Source organism: Rhodovulum sp. P5 (assembly GCF_002079305.1).
Classification (GTDB): domain Bacteria; phylum Pseudomonadota; class Alphaproteobacteria; order Rhodobacterales; family Rhodobacteraceae; genus Rhodovulum.
This window is the reverse complement of sequence record NZ_CP015039.1, coordinates 3,602,076-3,621,552: the sequence shown is the minus strand read 5'-3', so window position 1 is coordinate 3,621,552 and position 19,477 is coordinate 3,602,076. Positions and strand designations below refer to the sequence as shown.

Here is a 19,477-nt window from a genome sequence, read left to right as displayed (position 1 = left end):
GATCAACGTGCTCCTGTCACTCGGCGGATAACGCTGACGAGACTTTCATCCTCGAACGGCTTGACGATCCAGCCGGTGGCCCCGGCCTTGCGCGCCCGTTCCTTCATCGAGGCGCCGCTTTCCGTCGTCAGAACGAGGATCGGAACGCGGGTATTGGTGTCGCCGCCGCGAATGGACTCGATCACGCCGAAGCCATCCATCTTGGGCATGTTGATGTCCGTGATGACGGCATCATAGCGGTCTTGCGAAAACTGGCTTACCCCGTCCACACCGTCATTGGCGGTGGTGACCGTGAAGCCGGCGGAACTGAGACATTCGCGCACCATTTCGCGCATGGTCAGCGAGTCGTCGATTGCGAGTACGTTTGTCATTGCTGAACTACCTCTGTGCCGAGGATCGGGTCATGGAGGCCCAGAAGGCTCAAACCTTCGCAAAAGGCCGGCGATGGGTCGGAGACGGTGAAGGTGCCACCCTGGCTTTCGACATGCCGCCGCAAAGCAAGAAGCAATTGCGCGTCATGGGCAGACGGCGCCTTGGCCTCTTCGGCGGCGATCGAAACCGAACCGGGGGCGGATTCGAGAACGGCCCGGATGGTGTCCTTTGGATTTTCCAACCAGGCATGATCCCGGACATCCAGTTCAAGTTGGCTTTCGGCGCTCATTCCGATCCCCTGTTGCTGCGGCAAACTTTCTCCTCATGGTTGCTTACTCTCCAGGTACCTAAAAAGTGGTGAACGCCGGCCGGGCTTTAGAACGGGAAGAAACAGCCCCACACCGAACCGGCCGGAACCTTTGAAATAGGAAGATTTCGCTGGCAAAAGTTGGACCGGCCCGGGGCAAATTGGCGTCATCCCCAAACGGTTTCTGGTCGCCCAACCCGCCCCGGTGAACGGGGTCCGATGTCGGGCCCGGCCGGCGCCTAAAGCGGGATCACGTCAACCTGATGTTCGGTCGTATGCGACCCCGCGGTGCGGGACGAGCCCTTGACCGGGGCCACATCGGCATAGTCGCGCCCGATGGCCACCGCGATGTGATCCCCCCCGACCAGCAGGTCGTTTGTGGGGTCGATCTCGATCCATCCCATTTCAAAACCGCACCACGCGCGGACCCAGGCATGCATCGCATCCGCCCCTTCCAGCCGCGGCTGTCCCGGCGGGGGTGTCGTACGCAGGAAGCCACTGACATAGCCCGCGGGAATTCCGATCGCCCGAAGGGCCGTGATCATCACATGGCTGATGTCCTGACACACGCCCCGCCGGCTCTCGAACGCATCAAGCGGCGTTGTCGTGACTTCGGTCGCCTCAGGGTCGAACTCAAAATGGGCGTGCAGCGCCTTCGACATGGTCTGGACCACATGGAAGACCGGCATGGAAAGTTCCGTCAAATCTTCTGCAAACGCCGCGATCTTCGGTTCGATCCGGAGACGTTCCGATTCTCCAAGGAAATGATGCGGCGCCGACGGACCGATGGAATTGACCGTTCCGATCTCTGCCCCGAGACTGGCCAGCGGGCACGACAGATCCAGCGAGGTCGGCGGCCCGAAGCGCCGCACCCGCCCGGAAAACCGGAACAGGATCTCGGACATCGATCCGTAATGGGCGATTTCTGTCGTCGGATTGCCGAAGAAATCCACCCCGTCGCGCCGGAAATCAGGCAGCGGATCGGTGCTGACATAGCCAGAGATCAATTGTTGCTCGGGCCCACTCAGCGGCATGATGCGCAAGAGCGCCCGGTTGGCCGCGGCCGGGCTGTCATAGGCGTAGGTGATTTCCAGCCGTATATCGTAGTCGGTCGACATGCACCCTAGCTCAGATATTGCGCGGTCACCGCGTCAGAGATGGCCCGGACATCGGTTCGCAACTCGATAAGCCGTTCGGTCGTCAGCTCCTCGGGCACCGCAACCGCAAGCGCGGTGTGCACCACAAGGATCTTGCGGGCCAGATCGGAAATCGGCCCCGGACCGTCAAACCGCGACAAAAGTTCTTCCTGTTCCCGAACGAGATCAAGCTGGAACATGACCGAGCGCGGGTTGCCCGGGTCGAGAACCATCAGGTCGACCACGGTATTGCGGTTGTTGGTGACGGAGTAGCGGCGACGATGGGTCATCACGCTGTCACCCACATCGATGGCCACATCGAACCCGCCCGGCGGTGTTTCGGGATCGATAAAGGCGATCAGCACCGAAAGCATGTGATCGGCCCGTTCCAGCGCGCGCCCCATGGTCAGAAAGCGCCAGCCGCTGAAGCGGAACATGTTATCCTGCACCAGGCCCGAAAACCCCGCAAGCTTGCGCAAGAGAACCCCAAGTTCCCGCGCCGCATCGTCACCGGGCCGAACACGGTTGTACATCCCCCGGGCCGAGAAGGACAGATCGCTCAGCGCGTGCCAGCCATCTGTGGAAAACCGGTCGCGCACCTTGCCCGCGCAATTTCTGGCCGCATCGAACAGGTCGAGAATGCCGGCGGGCAAGGGCTCCTCGATATCGAGGTCGAAGCCTTCGATGAACTCCGCCATGTAGCTCAGAAGCGGCAGGCTCCGGTCGCCCGCCTCCTCCAGCCGCAGGTGATAGGCACGAAGCTCCCGGATGCGGTTTTCGACACGTTCGACATAGCGGCCCAGCCAGAACAGGTTGTCGGCGGCACGGCTGGGCAGGATGCCGGGCATGCGCCGCAGGAATGGCCCTTCCTCTTGCGGGGTCAGGCTTTCGACGTGAACCGGTTTGTCGCTGACTACCCAGACATCGGCGACCGAGCCGCCGTTCTTCATGGCCAGCGCAGTGGGATCGTCGGTTCGCCCGATCCGGGCATAGCCGCCCGGCATCACCGACCATCCGGTCGGCGTGCGCGTCACGAACACCCTGACCAGCATCGGCCGCGGCACAAGCTGACCGTCGATCATCGCGGGCGTGGTGGACAGCGTGACCGCCTCCTGCCCGACCAGCCGGTTGCCCTCGGCCTCCAGCCAGTCGGCGATGGGCTTGTGTGCGGTTCCCCGGAAATCGCCGCCCAGCGCGGTGGAGGCATCGACCTCGAAAGGCAGATCGCTCGACAGCGCGCGCCCGATCATCATCCGTTCGAGGTTGTCGTAGACATACCGGCGTTCGGCGTTCTGCCCGCACCACCATGTGGCGATGTTGGGCAGCTTCAGCGGCTCCCCCATCAGGACCCTGCAGATATGCGGCAGGAAGGCCATCAGGGCGCGGGCCTCCAGCACCCCGGACCCGAGGCAGTTGAACATCGTCAGCGCCTGCGACCGCAACGCCGACACCATGCCCGGTGTGCCCAGCGCCGAGTTCTCGTCCAGTTCCAGCGGGTCGGCAAAGCGGGAATCGAGCCGCCGCCACAACACGCTGACCGGCTGCGGCCCGTGGATGGTGCGCACCATCAGCTTGCCGTCCTGAACCTTCAGATCCTCGCATTCCAGCAGCAGGAAGCCGAGGTAGCGCGCAATATACGCATGCTCGAAATACGTGTCCGTATTCTGCCCCGGCGTCAGGATCGCCACCCGCCCGTCATTGTCGCCGCGCAGGGCGCTCATCGCGTCCCGGTGTGCGCGGTAGAACCCGGCCAGCCGCTCGACATTCGCCTTTGGAAAGAGGTCGTGGAACACCCGACTGGTGGCCATCCGGTTTTCCAGAGAGAAGCCGGAACCAGACGGCGCCTGCGTCCGGTCACCCAGCACGATCCAGCTTCCGTCCGGAGAGCGACCGATCTCGAAGGCGAGAAAATGCAGGAAATAGCCGGAGCTGGGCTTGATCCCCACGATGGGACGCAGCCATTCGCGGTTTTGCGCCACCAGTTCGGCGGGCAACAGCCCCCGCGCCACCAGATCGCCCACGCCGTACAGATCGGCCATGACCTTTTCCAGCAGCTCCGCCCGCTGGACCAGCCCCTCTGCCAGAACCTGCCATTCCTCGCGGGAAATCATTACCGGGATATGGCTCAGCGGCCAGTCGCGGATCGTCGAGCCGCTGGAGGTATGCTCGCGGTAATAGACGCCGGCATCGTGCAGATACTGGTCGCCGCGGGCAAAACGCTGTTCCAGTTCTTCCGACGACAGCCCGGCCACAAGATCGATCAGCGGCTTCCAGACCGGCCGAAGCGTGCCGTCGGGCTGCATCAGTTCATCGGCCACCTGCGGCGGCGGATGGTAGTCTTTCAACAGCGCCGCCACCGGATCTGCGGGGATCCCGTCGGTGGCGATTTCGTCCGGCGCGCTCATCGCATCAGATCCCTGCCGCCCGGCGCAGGTCGAGCGTCATGGGGAACTCCGGATGCGGATGCTCCGCCGCGGGCCAGTAGCTGCCGGGCGTGTGCCCCAATTTCTCGAACCGTGCCAGCCGCCGGGCCTCGGCCTCGTTCGCGTTCACCGGGAAGGTTTCGTAGTTGCGCCCGCCGGGATGGGCGACATGATAGGTGCAGCCGCCCAGCGCCCGGCCCGTCCATGTGTCGAAGATGTCGAAGGTCAGCGGCGCATTGACCGGCAACACCGGGTGCAGCGCCTCGGCCGGTTGCCATGCCTTGAAGCGGACCCCGCCGATGGCAACGCCGCTTTCCTCGGTCGCATGCAGCGGCACCGTCCGCTTGTTGCAGGTGACGATATAGCGGTCGGGGTTCAGGCCCGTCAGCTTGACCTGCATGCGTTCCACAGAACTGTCGGTGTAGCGCACGGTTCCGCCGATGGCCCCGCGTTCGCCGAGCACGTGCCAGGGTTCCAGCGCCTGCCGCAGTTCCAGATGCAGCCCCTCATACTCGACCTCGCCACAGAAGGGGAAGCGGAACTCCTGCTGCGCCTCGTACCATTCGGACCGGAAATCGAAGCCGTGATCCTGCAGATCGCGCAAGACACCCATGAAATCCTGCCAGACGAAATAGGGCAGCATGAAGCGGTCGTGCAGTTGCGTGCCCCAGCGCACCGGCTTGCCCTTCACCGGGTTCGCCCAAAGCCGCGCAAGGATCGCGCGGATCAGCACCTGCTGGGCAAGGCTCATCTTGGCGTCGGGCGGCATCTCGAATCCGCGGAATTCCACCAGTCCAAGGCGCCCGGTCGGCCCGTCGGGAGAGAACAGCTTGTCGATGCAGATCTCCGACCGGTGGGTGTTGCCGGTGACGTCAATCAGGATGTTACGCAAAAGCCGGTCCACCAGCCAGGGCGGCGGGGCATCGCCCTCGTCCGGGTCGGGAAACTGGGAAAGCGCGATTTCCAGCTCGTACAGGCTGTCATGGCGCGCCTCGTCGATCCGCGGGGCCTGCGATGTCGGCCCGATGAACAGGCCCGAGAACAGATAGGACAGGCTGGGATGCCGCTGCCAGTAAAGCACGAGCGAGCGCAACAGATCGGGCCGCCGCAGGAAGGGGGAGTCCATCGGCGTCTCGCCACCGACAACCACATGGTTGCCGCCCCCGGTGCCGCAATGCTTGCCGTCGATCATGAACTTGTCGGCGCCCAGACGGGCCAGCCGCGCCTCTTCATAGACGCCGCGGGTGATCGCCTTGCAATCCTCCCAGTCATTGGCCGGGTGGACGTTGATCTCCAGCACACCCGGGTCTGGCGCCACCTTGATCACGTTCATGCGGGCGTCGTGGGGCGGGGAATAGCCCTCGACATGGATCGGCAGGCCCAGCGCCGCGGCGGTATCCTCGGCCGCGGCAAGCAGGTCGAGGTAATCTTCCAACGCCTCCACCGGCGGCATGAAGAGGCAGAGCCGCCCGTCGCGCGGCTCCACCGCGATGGCGGTGCGCACCTGCCCGCCTTCGGGGTCGACGCCCTGCTCCATGATCTTCTGGCGCCGTCCGGCATCGCGTGCCTCGGACACCGGCTGGGTATGGCCCGGCGTGACCTCTGGCAGGGTCGCGGCCTCCTCCTTCGCGATCCGCTCGAACTCCTCCATCAGCGCCTTTCGGCGTTCTTCCCGTTCCGCGTGGAAATCGGGCAGGGCGTCTTGCGGCGCGCTGGGATCGGCCGGGTAGACGTAAGGATAGGCCGATGGCGGAATATAGGGCAGCGCCCCCAACGGCAAGCGGAAACCGACCGGGCTATCGCCCGGCACAAGGAACAGATGGCCGCGGCGTGTCTTCCAGTGTTCGGACCGCCAGCGACCGCCGCTGGCCTTCGACTGCCAACGCTGGATCGGCAGGATATAACCCGCGGGGTTGTCCAGCCCGCGGGAAAAAACCCGCGCGATTCGGGCGCGCGCCTCGGCATCCTTCAGCTTGGAATCCTCGGGCGTCACGTTGGCGGGCAGGTCCGCCTCCTTCATGATCCACTCTACCGGGTCCTCGAAGGCGGGGTGCACGAAATCCGGGTCGATCCCCAGCGTCTCGGCAAATCCCGACAGGAACCGGTCGGCGTCCTCGGCGGTGGCGCCGGTCTGCCCTTCCTCGGCGATGAGGTTTGCATTCTGCCACACCGGCTTTCCATCTCGGCGCCAGTAGAGCGCGAAGGTCCAGCGCGGCAGCGTCTCACCGGGATACCACTTACCCTGCCCGTAATGCAGAAAGCCCCCCGGTGCGAACCGGTCGCGCAGGCGCCGGATCAGCGTGTCGGCCAGCCCTCGCTTCATCGGGCCGACGGCCGCGGTATTCCACTCCGCCGACTCGAAATCATCGATGGAGACGAAGGTCGGCTCCCCGCCCATGGTCAGGCGCATGTCGCCCTCACGGATCGCGGTATCGACCTTGTGGCCCAGGGTATCCAGCGCCTCCCACGCCTCATCGGAGAACGGCTTGGTGATGCGGGGATGTTCGGCGGTGCGATGCACCTCCATATGGAAGTCGAAATCGACCTCGGCGGGGCTTGCCATGCCGGTGATGGGGGCCGCGTTGCGATAATGCGGCGTCGCGGCCAGCGGGATATGGCTTTCGCCGGTCAGCAGGCCGCTGGTCGGGTCCAGCCCGATCCAGCCCGCACCGGGAAGAAAGACCTCGCACCATGCGTGCAGGTCGGTGAAGTCGTGATCGGTGCCCGGCGGACCGTCGAGCGACACCAGATCCGGCTTCAGCTGGATCAGGTGGCCCGACACGAACCGCGCCGCGAACCCCAGATGACGCAGGATTTGCACCAACAGCCACCCGGTATCGCGGCAGGAACCCGATTTGACCATCAGCGTTTCTTCGGGCGTCTGCACACCCGGTTCCATCCGGATGACGTAGTTGATCTCTTTTTCAAGCCGGGCGTTCAGGTGGACGATGAAATCGATGGTCCGGGTCGTCTCGCGCGGGATCGATTTCAGATAGTCCGTCAGCAACGGTCCCGCGGGCTCCGGCGTGCGATAGATCGACAGGTCCTCGACCAGATCTGCGGGATAGGCAAAGGGCCACTCCTCTGCCTCTTCGTTCACGAAGAAATCGAACGGGTTATAGACCGTCATGTCGGCGACAAGGTCCACCTCGATCTTCAGCTCACGCACCGGGTCGGGGAAAACGAACCGCGACAGCCAGTTGCCGTAGGGGTCCTGCTGGTGGTTCACGAAGTGCCCCTCGGGCAGAACCTTGAGCGAATGCGAAATCACCCGCGTCCGGCTGTGCGGGGCTGGCCGAAGCCGGATCACCTGCGGGCCGAGCGTGACCAGACGGTCATAGCGGTAGTGGGTGAGATGTCGAATGCTTGCGGTGATCGCCATGTGTACTTCCGAACGCCAAGGGTTAAGGGAACCAAAGACGGATTTCGGGCCGGTGTAAACCGGCTTGCGCGCGGCTTCGCCTCTGGGATGTCCCAACTGCCCACGGCTTCATCGATCGGGCGAGCCACAATCGATCAGGCGAGCCACACGGGTCAAACCCGGCCAATGCAACCAAAATGGCCATGGCCACGGCTGCGTTTCGCACTATGCTCTCCGCTGCCGCGACGGCCCGATGCGCCCCCCAACCGAACGATCTGATCGAGACATGCCCAGAATCCTGTTCAAGACCCTCATTCCCGAACGCCGCAGGACCCTGCCGGTTTTTCTTTGCCTTCGGTTGTCCGACGACTGGGCAGAACCGCGCCCGTGGATGTCGGGCAACGAACAACTTCCCTATCTTGGCTGGCGCGTGACGCGGCGCGAGAACGGGCGCCTGCTGACGCTGCTGTTCGGCCCGTTGCAGCTATTGGCCGCGGTGCCGCCGGAGCCCGAGAATGCCTCGGGCCCCGGAACGGTTCATCCGGGGCGGTAGACCCCGCACGGCCCGCAGGCGGGGCGCAAAGCGCCCCGACCCTCAAGTCTTGAAGATGCGGTAGATCGCAGGGATCACCAGCACGGTCAGCGCCGTCGACGATGCCAGACCAAAGAGCAGCGAGATCGCGAGCCCCTGGAAGATCGGGTCGGCCAGGATCACGGCGGCCCCGATCATCGCGGCCAAGGCTGTCAGCAGGATCGGCTTGAACCGCGTCGCACCGGCCTCCACCAACGTTTCCACCGTCACGCGTCCCTCCGGATCGGCGTGGCGAATGAAGTCCACCAGCAGTATCGAGTTGCGGACGATGATGCCCGCAAGCGCGATGAAACCGATCATCGACGTCGCCGTGAAGGGCGCGTCGAACAGCCAGTGCCCCAGCATGATGCCAAGGAAGGTCAGCGGCACCGGCGTCAGCACCACCAGCGGCAGACGGAACGATCCGAACTGCGCGACGACAAGGATGTAGATCCCCACCAGCGCCACGCCGAAGGCGGCGCCCATGTCGCGGAAGGTCACATAGGTCACCTCCCACTCGCCATCCCACAGAAGAACCGTGTCGGCCTCTGACAAGGGCTGGCCATGCAGCTTGATCTCCGGCTTCGGCAGGCCGTACCAGTCCATCTCCTCGATCCGGTCCTGCACGGCAAGCATACCGTATAGCGGCGCCTCGAAATCCCCGGCCAGTTCCGCGGTCACCATCTCGGCATAGCGACCGTTGTGGCGGAAGATCGGGAAGGAGGCATAGTCCCGCGTCATCTCGACCACGTCGCCCAGTTCGACGACGCCGCGCCCCCCGGGCAGCGCGTTGGCCGGCACCGGGGTCGACAAGGTCTCCTCGTCGATGACCCGGTCGCCCTTGTCGCGCGCCACGACGATCGGGATCGGCACGCGGCCCTCGCCCCGATGCGAATAACCGACCGTCGTCTCGCCGTTCAGCAGGCGCAGGGTTTCCAGCGCGTCGGCCTCCTGCACGTTGAAGAAGGCAAGGTCGGAAGGCGTCAACTCCGCCCGCAGGCGCCGGATCTGCTGCCCGAAGCTGTCGTCGACATCGACGATGAAGGGGGTTTCCTCGAAGGTCCGGCGCACCATCGCCGCGACGGCCCGCCGGGTTTCGGCATCGGGGCCGTAGATTTCGGCCAGAAGCGTCGAGATGACCGGCGGCCCGGGGGGCGGTTCGACCACCTTGATCGAGGTGCCGACGGGCACATCCAGATCGCGCAACCGCTCGCGCAACTCCAGTGCGATGGGGTGGCTCGACCGATCCCGGTGGTCCTTGCCCACGAGGTTGACCTGCACATCGCCCAGATTGGGAGAGGTGCGGATGAAATAGTGGCGCACCAGCCCGTTGAAGTTGAAGGGTGCAGCCGTACCCGAATAGGTCTGGGCCGAGATCACCTCGGGCATTTCAAGGGCCACCCGCGCGGCATCCTGCGCCACGGCATCTGTCGCCTCGACCGATGCCCCCTCGGGCAAGTCGATCACGATGGCAAGCTCTGGCTTGTTGTCGAACGGCAGGAGCTTGACGGTCACATCCTTGGTGTAAAGCGCCGTCATCGACCCGAACGACACGAACGCCACCGCCAGCAGGAAAAACAGGCTGACCGACTTCCGCGCCAGGATCGGGCGCACGACATAGGCATAAAGCCGGCCAAGGGGACCGCCCGGATGCCCGTTCTCGCCATGATCATGCAGCGGCGCACGCCCCGCGATCTTGACCATCAGCCAGGGCGTGATCATCACCGCCACGAAGAAGGAGAAGATCATCGCCGCGGACGCATTCGCGGGGATCGGGCTCATATAAGGCCCCATCAGCCCGCTGACGAAAAGCATCGGCAGAAGCGCGACCACAACGGTCAGGGTCGCCACGATGGTTGGGTTGCCAACCTCGGCCACGGCCTCGATCGCGGCCTGAACGCGGGACTTGCCCTTTTCCTGCATGCCCCAGTGTCGCGCGATGTTCTCGATCACCACGATGGCGTCGTCGACAAGAATACCGATAGAGAAGATCAGCGCGAACAGCGACACCCGGTTCAGCGTGTAGCCCATCACCTGCGCGGCAAAGAGCGTCAAGAGGATCGTGACGGGGATGACGATGGCGACCACGATGGCCTCTCGCCAGCCGATGGCAAACAGCACCAGTGCCACGATGGAGACGGTCGCAAGGCCCAGGTGGAACAGAAGTTCGTTGGCCTTCTCGCTCGCCGTCTCGCCATAGTCGCGGGTGATCTCCACCTCCACACTGTCGGGGATCAGGTTTCCTTCCATCTCATGCATGCGGTGCAGGATGTGCTCGGCCACGACAACGGCGTTGGCCCCGGCCCGCTTGGCAAGGGCAAGGGTCACCGCGGGGCGGCGGATGATCTCTCCATCCTCGCCCTTGATCAGGCTTGCGACGTGGTGTTCATCCAGATCCGAGGTGAAGCGGATATCGGCCACATCGCGGACATAGACGGTGCGCCCGTCGCGCGAGGTCAGTTCCAGATTGCCGATCTCGGTCGGCGTGGACAGCGTCTGGCCCAGAACCAGCGACACCTGCTGCCCGCCATCGCGCACAAGACCCGCCGGGGCCGCGGAATTGGCGCTTTCGACCTTGCCGGCCAGTTGCTGCAAGGTGATGCCGAAAAGCGCCAGCTTCTCTGGGTCGGGGGCGACCTGCAGAACCTCCTCGGTCTCGCCCACCAGATAGGTCAGGCCGACATCCTCGACCTTGGTCAGTTCGACCTCGACCTCCCGGGCGATGCGGGTCAGATCGGCGGCGTTGATGCCGGTTTGCCCGTCCGCAGGCGTGAAGGTCAGCGCAACGATGGCCACGTCGTTGATGCCGCGCCCCACGACCATGGGTTGCGGGATGCCGACCGGAATCCGGTCAAGGTTGGCCAGGATCTTGTCGCGCACCCGCAGGATCGCGGTGTCCTGGCTGAGGCCGACCTTGAACCGCGCGGTGACCATGATCTGGTCGTCGGCGGTCTGGGAATAGACATGTTCGACATCGTCGATCCCCTTGACGATGGTCTCCAAGGGTTCGGTGATCAGCTTGACCGCATCCACAGCGCGCAGCCCGTCGGCCTGCACATGCACATCGACCAGCGGCACCGAGATCTGGGGTTCTTCCTCCCGCGGCAGGCTCATCAGGGCCAGAAGGCCCACGGCAAGAGCTGCCAGCAGGAACAGCGGCGTCAGCGGCGACTGGATGAAGCCGCGGGTCAACAGCCCCGCAATGCCAAGCGGCGACTTGCGGGGTTCCTTCGGGGTCTCGGGCGCGTCACTCATCGGCGGTCACCACGCGGTCGCCGGCCTTCAGCCCGGTGAGGATTTCCACCCACTCCGCCCCATCATGGGGCACGGTTTCGCCCGGAACGACGGCGCGACGCACCGGCCCGTCATCCGTCTGCACCGTCACGAAGTCGAGCCCGCTGGCCTGGATCACGGCCTTGGGCGGCACCAGAAGCGCCTCGTAGCTGCCCACCGGCAGGCGCACGGGCACGCGGCGCCCGATGAACCGGTCGTCCAGCCCGTCGACCTCAACATCGGCCAGAACCCGGCCGCCCTCTATTTGCGGATAGACCTTGGCCAGACGCCCGGTCTGCCCGTCCATGCCGGAGCCTGCGCCCAGATAGATCGTGCCGCCGGCTTCCAGTTCGGTCGCGTGGCGTTCGGGGATGGACAGGCGCAGGAACACGCCGCCCCCGCCGATCTCGGCCACGGTTTCACCGGGCGTGATGACCGAGCCGAGCGAGATCGGCACCGACAGAACTACGCCATTGTCCGGCGACAGCACCGCCCCTTCGGCGACCTGCTGTTCGATCACCCGGCGGTCTGCCCGTGCACTTTCGATCTGCCCCTCAAGCACGTCCACCTGCGTGCGCGCCTGATCCACACGCTGCTGCGTGCCCGATCCCTTCTGAAGCAGCGACTCGCTGCGCTCCAGCTCGGTCCGGGCGGTCTCGATCTGGGTTTGCAGCGCGCCAAGCTTGGCGTCGATGGCCCGCATCTGGAAGGTCAGCTTGTCGTCTTCCACCCGCGCGATCTGCTGGCCGGCGGTCACCCGGTCGCCCTCTGTCACGGTCAGTTCCACCAGCGTACCGCCGATGCGGGCGCGCCCGGGCACACGGTCGCGCGTTTCGACCTGGCCATAGACGGCCTTCCATTCGGGCACTTCGACCGGTTCAAGAACGTATTCGGCCGCAAGGGCCGGCAGGGCCAGCAGCAAGCCCAGGATCAACGGAAGTGTTCTTTTCATTTCTTCGTCCTCCGGCGGGGTATGCGGACTATGACACGCAGCCGGTCCCGCAAAAGAAAAAACTGTTCCCCCTGCGGCGTAATGCGCAGGTGTTACGTATTCATTTCCCTGAATGTATCAGTCAACCCGCTTTCGATGCAAGCCGTGACATTGGCCCGGTCATGTCACCGGATGCCAAACCACGGGACGCGACGGGCGGGGTGCGACCGGGTTGCTCAAATTGCGGGAAAGGCTTCGCCCGGCATGCCGTCGAATGCCTTGCCCGATATGGCTTGTCGCCTTATCCTTGTCACAAGAATGGCGTGTTCGCCAAGAACACCTGACCGCGCCGATCATGGGGCGCAGGCAACGGGGAGCGGTCGCCCGTCGCAAGAAACGGAAGCAGTCGTCGCGATGCCCGCATCGAATGTAGCCATGCCCAAAACCGTGACACAGGCCGGCGCACCCGAAACCGCCGACAAGCCCGACAGCCTGACGGAATTCGCGCTGGAGCGTCTTTTGTCGACGACCGAAGGCTGGCGCAGGCTGATGCGAGAGGCCGTGGCCCAGTGGCCGGACGCCTCTCCCCTGTCCATCGTATTCGCCACCGTGAACGCGTCCGCGCAGATCGAGGCGATCTTTGCCGAGGGCAGCCCGTCGCGAAAGGCCGCGCAGCACGGGTTCCGAATCGCGGGGCTGTTGTCGGCCGATCTTTACGCGATGGAGGCACTTGGCCTGCCGCGGAACCGGGCGGCCGATGTCATGGCCTACTGGCAGAACCACGACGACTATTTCCTGACGCTTTGACGACGGCGCGGCTCAGGCCGCGTTGCTCTGTTCGCCAAGCGGTTGTTCGATCACGAAATCGGTGATCGTCGCGCCGACCCACATGCAGAATAGCGCCAGCCACGCCGTCCCGACGAAGATCGACCCGCCGGTCACGCCGGCCCCGATGGAACATCCGCCGGCCAGCATGCCGCCAAAGCCCATCAGCGCCGCACCGATCATCGCCTTGCGCATGTTCACCTCGGACTGGAAGCCCTGCAACTGAAGGTCGCCCGCCACCCAGGCCGCCGCGAAGGCCCCGATGAAGACGCCGGGGACCAGGCCGATATCGAACTGCCAGACCGCCGGGCTTTCGAGGAAGAACATGAGCGTGTTGGCGGACGGGCCGGTGAAGGTGATGCTCTCGATCTGGATCGGGTCAAAGCTGATCTGGCTGAGACTGAAGGTCAGCACCCAGCCCACCGCCACGGCAAAGCCCACGCCGGCGCCGAAGATCAGCGTACGGAACGAGATACGGTTGAGCCGCGCAAGCCAGAGTGCCGTGGCCGCAAACAGCAGCCCCAGCACCAGCCCGCTGTAATCGGGCAGGCCCGAGGCCTCGACAAGGTTCACGTTCCGCCCGCCGGCGGTGATCCAGAGAGAGGCGAGCTTGTCGCGCACCGGCGCCAGCCAGCCATGCAAGGTCATCTGCCCCACAACCGCGAAGATCAGCCCCGAAACGACCGAGCGCAGGTTGCCCGTGGCCGCCAGCACCAGAAGACGCCCGGCACATCCACGCGCCAGCACCATGCCGACGCCGAACAGAAGCCCGCCGATGATCGCCCCCGACCACGACCCGGGCACCGCCATCATGCGGGCATTGTCGGAATCCATGAGGCCCAGCAGTTCCGCGCCCTGCACCCAGACCAGCGCGGTGGAAAAGCACAGAAACCACACCGCAACCCGGGAGCCGAGCTTGCCCCGGGCAAATTCGACCGTGGCCGCCCGCAGGCAGAAGGACGACCGCTCCGCCGCCACACCGAAAATCATGCCGGTGATCAGACCGAACAGCGTCGCCGTCTGCGCCTCGCCCAGGCGTTCCACGATCGGCAGAATGTCCATAGGTTGCGTCTCCCAAGGCTCCCTGAGGCGGTTTCATGCCCGATCCGGCCTGGCCGGGCCTTGACATAGATCAGCCATCCCACGCCGGGCCGGGCACACCGAATCCGCTCGCCAAGTGCAGCACAGCCCGCTATGGCAACGCAATGAAGCCCTTGTTCCGTTCCTCCCCCCTGCCCCTTGGGCAGGCCGATGCGCTGCCGCTCTGGCGGCGGCCTGTATCCTTGTTGTTCGTGATGGCCTTTGCCATGCCGGTCGCCTTCGCGACATGGTCGGCCCTGCTGAACAACTTCGTCATCGAGGCGGCCGATTTCACGGGGGTCGAGATCGGCTGGCTGCACACGGTGCGCGAGATCCCGGGCTTTCTGGCCGTCGGTGTGATCGCCCTGATCCTTTTCATTCGCGAACAGGTGCTTGGGGTCGTCTCGCTGCTGCTGCTTGGCGTCGCCACGGCCGTCACGGCCTGGTTCCCGTCACTCGGGGGGCTTTTGACCGTCACGATGCTGAGTTCGATCGGCTTTCACTACTACGAAACGGTCAACCAGTCCCTGCAACTGCAATGGATCGATAAGGACCGCGCGCCGCAGACGCTGGGCTGGCTGGTCGCGGCAGGCTCGGCGGCGGCGCTGCTGGCCTATGGGCTGCTCGTTGCAACGTGGAAGGCGTTTGAGCTCTCCTACAACACGGTCTACCTGACCGCGGGCGGGTTCACCGCGGCGGTGGCGCTGTTCTGCCTGCTTGCCTATCCCCAGTTCGAAGCGCCCAACCCGCAGGTGAAACGGCTGATCCTGCGCCGGCGCTACTGGCTGTATTACGTGTTGCAGTTCATGTCGGGGGCGCGGCGGCAGATCTTCGTGGTCTTCGCCGCCTTCATGATGGTCGAGAAATTCGGCTTCGACGTGCATGAGGTGACAGCACTGTTCCTGATCAACTTCGTCGCCAACATGGCCTTTGCCCCCCTGATGGGAAAGGCCGTCGCGAAATGGGGAGAGCGCCGGGCGCTGGCGTTTGAGTATGTCGGACTGATCGTCGTGTTCCTGTCCTATGGCGGGATCTACTATTTCGGCTGGGGCGTGGTTCTGGCCGCGGTGCTTTACGTCATCGACCACATGTTCTTTGCCCTCGCCTTTGCGCTGAAAACCTATTTCCAGAAGATCGCCGATCCCGGTGACATCGCCCCCACCGCGGCCGTAGCCTTTACCATCAACCACATCGCCGCGGTCTTCCTGCCCGCACTTCTGGGCTATCTTTGGGTGGCCTCGCCGGGCGGGGTGTTCGCTCTGGCGGCGGGCATGGCGGCGGCGTCGCTGATGCTGGCACTGATGATCCCGCGCCATCCCGAACCGGGCAACGAAACCATATTCTCCCCCTTCGTCGCGGCGCCCGCGGAATAGGCCTCCGGAACCGGCTCACAATTTGGCGTGCGCAAGCGCTTTGCGGTAGGCGTACGCCGCGGCCGCCCTATTTGCGCATCGAGATACAGTTCGATGGAGGAGTGCAGATGTTTTCCCTGCTTGGCCGCAAGACAGAGATGGTGGACAAGGCCAGTGCCCTGCCCGGGCGCGCAGAGCCGATCCCCACAGCCGAAATCCACCATGTCTTCGGGCGCGCGCTGAAGGCACCGGTCCCCGAGGGGATGGAAGTGGCCGTGTTCGGGATGGGCTGCTTCTGGGGCGTCGAGCGGCTGTTCTGGAAACTGCCGGGCGTTTGGATGACGGCGGCCGGCTATGCCGGCGGCTACACCCCGAACCCGACCTATGAGGAAGTCTGCAGCGGCCGCACCGGCCATACCGAGGCGGTGCGCGTGATCTACGATCCTTCGGAGATTTCCTACGACCGCCTGCTTCGGACCTTCTGGGAAGGCCACAACCCGACGCAGGGCATGCGGCAGGGCAACGATCGTGGCACGCAATACCGCTCGGCCATCTATACGACCACCGACAGCCAGCGGCAGGCGGCAGAGGCCAGCCGCGACGCCTATGCCGAACGACTGCGCCGCGCTGACTATGGTGCAATCACCACCGAACTCCGCGATGCGCCGCCGTTCTACTATGCCGAAGGCTATCACCAGCAGTACTTATCCAAGAATCCCGGCGGCTATTGCGGGCTTGGCGGCACGGGCGTAAGTTGCCCGGCAGGAACGGACGTGTGAACAAGGGGATATCGGGCTTTGGGGCAGCGCATCCATATTATGGGCGCGAGCGGCACAGGTACGTCGACCCTGGCCCGTGTCCTGGCCACGCGCCTTGCCTCGCAGGCCTTCGATACCGACGATTTCTACTGGCGGCCGACCGATCCCCCGTTTCGCAAAAAGCGCACCCGCGACGAGCGCATCGCGCTGATGCAAGAGGTGTTCGCGCCCCGGTCGGACTGGGTTCTGGCCGGGTCACTGGTGGGCTGGGGCGATGCGATGATCCAGCGCTTTACCCATGTCGTCTATCTGACCCTGCCGCACACCGCGCGCAGGACGCGCCTCCACCACCGGGAACATCGCCGTCATGGCAATGCCATCCTTCCGGGCGGCGCACTAGAAGACAATCACCGGGCGTTTCTGGACTATGCGATGTCCTATGACCGACCCGAATTCACCGGGCGCAGCCGGCTTATGCATGAATCCTGGCTTCACGAGTTGCACTGCCCGGTCACCCGTCTGGATGCCAGCCCGCCGCCCGACGAGCTGGCCGACCGCGTGATCGAAAGGCTTGACCGGACCGCGGGGGCAGCCTAGGCGCTGGGGCCCGACAGGTTGCAGCAAAGGCCCGCCCCATGCCCACATTTACCGCTTTCACCACGCTGACGGGAAAGGACCCGGCCGAAGCACTGGGCCTTGCCATGGAACGGCTGACGCCAGAGCCCACCGGCATCGGTGTGTTCGAGATCGAGGACGGGTCGGGCCTGTGGGAGGTCGGCGGCTATTTCACCGAAGACCCCGACCGGGCGGGGCTGGCGCTTCTGGCGAACATGCACGGGGCCGCGGATTTCACTGTCTCGGAACTGCCCGAAACCGACTGGGTGGCCAAGGTGCGACGCGAACTCGCCCCGGTCGAGGCCGGACGCTTCTTCGTCTATGGCAGCCATGACGCCGACCGCGTGCCCGAAGACCGGATCGCCCTTCTGATCGAGGCGTCGATGGCCTTTGGCACCGGGCATCACGGCACCACGCAAGGCTGTCTGCGCGCACTTGACCGGCTGGCAGACGCAGGTGTCGCGCCGCGCTCCGTCGCCGATATCGGTTGCGGGACAGCGGTTCTGGCGATGGCGGCCGCACGGCTTTGGGAGGTGCCGGTGCTGGCCGCGGATATCGACCCCGTCGCGGTCGAGGTGGCCGCGGCCAATGTCGCCGCCAATGGCCTGACCGGGCGCGTTGCCTGCGTCGAGGCCGCGGGCTTCGGCCATCCCGATATCGAGGCCGCAGCCCCCTTTGACCTTGTCTTCGCCAACATCCTCAAGGCCCCGCTTCTGGCCCTTGCTCCGGACATGGGCGACCGTGTGGCGCCGGGCGGCCATGCAATCCTGTCGGGCCTGCTGAACGAACAGGCGGCAGAGGTCGCGATGCGCTATGCCGACTGCGGCCTTGATGTCGAGGACCGAGAGGATATCGGCGACTGGTCAACCCTGTGCCTTCTCAAGCGGATCGAGTAGACCTCCCGCCGCAAATACTTTGAAGATCAGGCGGCCCCGCGCAGGATGCAGAGGATCGCCGCCACCGTTTCGTCAAGGGTTCCGTTGCCGTCGACGGGGCGCCACTCTACCCCGCCTTCGAAATGAGACAACTGCAGATCAAGGATGTCGAGGGTCGCATCGGAAGCCGACGCCTTGCGCGCGGCCAAGCGCTCATGCAAACGGCCCGCCCCGACATCCAGCCAGAGCGGCGTGAAGGACAGCGTCTTCATCGCCGTCACCAGATCGGCGCGCAGTCCGGGCTGGTCGAACACCGCGCCGACCACGACCGCACCGCCCGACGCGGCCACCTGCCGGGCCCGGGCCGACACCCGATGGTAAACCTCGTCCGACACCTTTGGGGCGTATGCCTCTTGCGGCAGATGCTCTTCGGGCGCCACGCCGAACATCTGCTTCCGCGTGCGGTCGCTTTCGATCACGCGCGCCCCCGGCGGCAGGCCGATGCAGGGCGCGATCCGTTCGGCAATCGTCGTCTTGCCGCTGCCGCTGAGCCCGCCCACGGCGACAACCTGCCCGCCTTCGGCCCGCAGAAAAGACCACGCCAGATCGAAATACTCCCGCGCGAGATCGGCCAGCGCGTCGCGCTGGGTGCCGGCGCTTTCGGCCGCGGTCGCCGTCACATGGGCCCGCACCTCGGCCCGAACCGCCATGAAGAATGGCAACAGCCCCCAACCGTCATCGGTTTCGGTCTCGTCGAAATACCGGTTGGCCAGAAGGTTGGCGAGGGGCCGCAAATCCCGGTGCCACAGGTCCATCAGCAGAAAGGCAAGGTCGTACAAGACATCGACCGTCGCCAGCGCATCGTTGAAATCGAGGCAATCGAAGATCTGCGGCGCGCCCTCGAACAGGCAGATATTGCGCAAGTGCAGATCGCCGTGGCAGCGCCGCACCCGCCCCGCCCGGGCCCGCCGGTCGAGCCAGCCCGCATGGTGGCCGAGGTTTCGGCGCAATGCCTCATCCAGCGCCGCGACCTTGTCTGGCTGAAACACGGTGCTTGTGGCAAAGCCCGCCCGGTTGATGTCCAGCACCGCGGCCATGTTCGCCGCGCCACCGATCTGCCCGATCACCGGGGCATTCGCATGCAAGGCCTCGATGCTGCGGGCAAGGGCCGCAATATGGCCCTCTGTCAGGTTCCCCGCCTCGGCCACGCGATCCAAAAGCAGGTTCTGGTCGAAACGCGCCATGTCGACCACCGCGTCGACCAAAGGGCCGGCGCCATCGAAGACCAGACCACCATCTGCGGCCCGGGTGATGCTGCGAAAACCCCGATAGATCGCCGGGGCCGTGGGCGCGTTCAGCGCGTATTCCTTCTGGCAGGCGGCCAGCCGGATCGCTGGGGTCGAGAAGTCCGCGTAAGGAAGCAGGACCGCTCGCTTCAGCTTGCAGGCGCGGTCCCCCGCCAGGAACACCCGCGAGATATGGGTGTCGAGAACCTCCACCGGGTCGGTGCCGCCATGGGTCGCGGGCGTGGACAGGAACGCCGTCACCTCTGTCTGATCGTCCAGGATCATGGAGAGCCCCCCGGTTTCTCTTCAGCC

15 protein-coding genes are annotated in these 19,477 nt (G+C 65.0%); 6 read left to right on the top strand and 9 right to left on the bottom strand.

Going from position 1 to position 19,477, the window contains the following annotated elements; genetic code table 11:
• Nucleotides 1-2: 2 nt before the first annotated feature.
• The 5 genes from RGUI_RS17185 to RGUI_RS17165 form a co-directional block, all read right to left on the bottom strand.
• Nucleotides 3-371 carry a response regulator gene (locus tag RGUI_RS17185; protein ID WP_081535203.1) on the bottom strand — a complete coding sequence of 123 codons (369 nt, stop codon included), beginning with the start codon at nucleotides 369-371 and terminating at the stop codon, nucleotides 3-5.
• Nucleotides 368-661, bottom strand: coding sequence for an STAS domain-containing protein (locus RGUI_RS17180; protein WP_081535201.1), 294 nt, complete (start codon nucleotides 659-661; stop codon nucleotides 368-370). The genes RGUI_RS17185 and RGUI_RS17180 overlap by 4 nt, the downstream gene beginning before the upstream one ends.
• Before the next feature lie 257 nt (nucleotides 662-918).
• Nucleotides 919-1,797 (bottom strand): transglutaminase family protein, encoded by an 879-nt coding sequence (locus RGUI_RS17175; RefSeq protein ID WP_081535199.1) that lies wholly within the window; start codon nucleotides 1,795-1,797, stop codon nucleotides 919-921.
• 5 nt (nucleotides 1,798-1,802) lie between these two features.
• The gene (locus RGUI_RS17170) at nucleotides 1,803-4,220 is read right to left on the bottom strand and encodes a circularly permuted type 2 ATP-grasp protein (protein ID WP_081535197.1); all 2,418 of its coding nucleotides are present in this window, start codon (nucleotides 4,218-4,220) and stop codon (nucleotides 1,803-1,805) included.
• A 4-nt stretch (nucleotides 4,221-4,224) separates the two neighbouring features.
• A complete protein-coding gene (locus tag RGUI_RS17165) occupies nucleotides 4,225-7,620 on the bottom strand; it encodes a DUF2126 domain-containing protein (RefSeq protein ID WP_081535195.1) in 3,396 nt (1,131 codons plus the stop codon).
• A 265-nt stretch (nucleotides 7,621-7,885) separates the two neighbouring features.
• Here RGUI_RS17165 and RGUI_RS17160 point away from each other — a divergent pair, with 265 nt between their 5' ends.
• The gene (locus RGUI_RS17160; protein ID WP_081535193.1) at nucleotides 7,886-8,152 is read left to right on the top strand and encodes a hypothetical protein; all 267 of its coding nucleotides are present in this window, start codon (nucleotides 7,886-7,888) and stop codon (nucleotides 8,150-8,152) included.
• 42 nt (nucleotides 8,153-8,194) lie between these two features.
• On the opposite strand, the gene RGUI_RS17155 is transcribed toward RGUI_RS17160, so the two are convergent.
• Nucleotides 8,195-11,425, bottom strand: coding sequence for an efflux RND transporter permease subunit (locus tag RGUI_RS17155; protein WP_081535191.1), 3,231 nt, complete (start codon nucleotides 11,423-11,425; stop codon nucleotides 8,195-8,197).
• Nucleotides 11,418-12,395 (bottom strand): efflux RND transporter periplasmic adaptor subunit, encoded by a 978-nt coding sequence (locus RGUI_RS17150; protein ID WP_081535189.1) that lies wholly within the window; start codon nucleotides 12,393-12,395, stop codon nucleotides 11,418-11,420. Before RGUI_RS17150 ends, RGUI_RS17155 begins: the two co-directional genes overlap by 8 nt.
• Nucleotides 12,396-12,809: 414 nt before the next feature.
• Between RGUI_RS17150 and RGUI_RS17145 the strand changes: the two genes are divergently transcribed.
• Entirely contained in the window at nucleotides 12,810-13,181 is a 372-nt protein-coding gene (locus RGUI_RS17145; RefSeq protein WP_081535187.1) for a hypothetical protein, read from the top strand.
• A 12-nt stretch (nucleotides 13,182-13,193) separates the two neighbouring features.
• Here the strand turns inward: RGUI_RS17145 and RGUI_RS17140 are convergent, their stop codons facing one another.
• Nucleotides 13,194-14,261, bottom strand: a complete 1,068-nt coding sequence (locus RGUI_RS17140) for a YeeE/YedE family protein (RefSeq protein ID WP_081535185.1) — start codon at nucleotides 14,259-14,261, stop codon at nucleotides 13,194-13,196.
• A gap of 143 nt (nucleotides 14,262-14,404) precedes the next feature.
• Between RGUI_RS17140 and RGUI_RS17135 the strand changes: the two genes are divergently transcribed.
• From RGUI_RS17135 to RGUI_RS17120, 4 genes are all read left to right on the top strand, one after another.
• Nucleotides 14,405-15,652, top strand: coding sequence for an MFS transporter (locus RGUI_RS17135; RefSeq protein WP_172841179.1), 1,248 nt, complete (start codon nucleotides 14,405-14,407; stop codon nucleotides 15,650-15,652).
• Between the two features lie 107 nt (nucleotides 15,653-15,759).
• The gene (gene msrA / locus RGUI_RS17130; protein ID WP_081535183.1) at nucleotides 15,760-16,410 is read left to right on the top strand and encodes a peptide-methionine (S)-S-oxide reductase MsrA; all 651 of its coding nucleotides are present in this window, start codon (nucleotides 15,760-15,762) and stop codon (nucleotides 16,408-16,410) included.
• An 18-nt stretch (nucleotides 16,411-16,428) separates the two neighbouring features.
• Nucleotides 16,429-16,986, top strand: coding sequence for an AAA family ATPase (locus RGUI_RS17125; protein WP_256387856.1), 558 nt, complete (start codon nucleotides 16,429-16,431; stop codon nucleotides 16,984-16,986).
• Between the two features lie 38 nt (nucleotides 16,987-17,024).
• On the top strand, nucleotides 17,025-17,900 hold the full coding sequence (locus tag RGUI_RS17120; protein ID WP_081535179.1) for a 50S ribosomal protein L11 methyltransferase: 876 nt from the start codon (nucleotides 17,025-17,027) through the stop codon (nucleotides 17,898-17,900).
• A gap of 26 nt (nucleotides 17,901-17,926) precedes the next feature.
• On the opposite strand, the gene RGUI_RS17115 is transcribed toward RGUI_RS17120, so the two are convergent.
• Nucleotides 17,927-19,450, bottom strand: coding sequence for an AAA family ATPase (locus tag RGUI_RS17115; RefSeq protein WP_081535177.1), 1,524 nt, complete (start codon nucleotides 19,448-19,450; stop codon nucleotides 17,927-17,929).
• Nucleotides 19,451-19,477: the final 27 nt, after the last annotated feature.

What these genes read in the sequence shown, in the direction of transcription:
- RGUI_RS17185 (WP_081535203.1), bottom strand. Translation starts at nt 371, where the DNA reads ATGACAAACGTACTCGCAATCGACGACTCGCTGACCATGCGCGAAATG.
- RGUI_RS17180 (WP_081535201.1), bottom strand. Translation starts at nt 661, where the DNA reads ATGAGCGCCGAAAGCCAACTTGAACTGGATGTCCGGGATCATGCCTGG.
- RGUI_RS17175 (WP_081535199.1), bottom strand. Translation starts at nt 1,797, where the DNA reads ATGTCGACCGACTACGATATACGGCTGGAAATCACCTACGCCTATGAC.
- RGUI_RS17170 (WP_081535197.1), bottom strand. Translation starts at nt 4,220, where the DNA reads ATGAGCGCGCCGGACGAAATCGCCACCGACGGGATCCCCGCAGATCCG.
- RGUI_RS17165 (WP_081535195.1), bottom strand. Translation starts at nt 7,620, where the DNA reads ATGGCGATCACCGCAAGCATTCGACATCTCACCCACTACCGCTATGAC.
- RGUI_RS17160 (WP_081535193.1), top strand. Translation starts at nt 7,886, where the DNA reads ATGCCCAGAATCCTGTTCAAGACCCTCATTCCCGAACGCCGCAGGACC.
- RGUI_RS17155 (WP_081535191.1), bottom strand. Translation starts at nt 11,425, where the DNA reads ATGAGTGACGCGCCCGAGACCCCGAAGGAACCCCGCAAGTCGCCGCTT.
- RGUI_RS17150 (WP_081535189.1), bottom strand. Translation starts at nt 12,395, where the DNA reads ATGAAAAGAACACTTCCGTTGATCCTGGGCTTGCTGCTGGCCCTGCCG.
- RGUI_RS17145 (WP_081535187.1), top strand. Translation starts at nt 12,810, where the DNA reads ATGCCCAAAACCGTGACACAGGCCGGCGCACCCGAAACCGCCGACAAG.
- RGUI_RS17140 (WP_081535185.1), bottom strand. Translation starts at nt 14,261, where the DNA reads ATGGACATTCTGCCGATCGTGGAACGCCTGGGCGAGGCGCAGACGGCG.
- RGUI_RS17135 (WP_172841179.1), top strand. Translation starts at nt 14,405, where the DNA reads ATGAAGCCCTTGTTCCGTTCCTCCCCCCTGCCCCTTGGGCAGGCCGAT.
- msrA (WP_081535183.1), top strand. Translation starts at nt 15,760, where the DNA reads ATGTTTTCCCTGCTTGGCCGCAAGACAGAGATGGTGGACAAGGCCAGT.
- RGUI_RS17120 (WP_081535179.1), top strand. Translation starts at nt 17,025, where the DNA reads ATGCCCACATTTACCGCTTTCACCACGCTGACGGGAAAGGACCCGGCC.
- RGUI_RS17115 (WP_081535177.1), bottom strand. Translation starts at nt 19,450, where the DNA reads ATGATCCTGGACGATCAGACAGAGGTGACGGCGTTCCTGTCCACGCCC.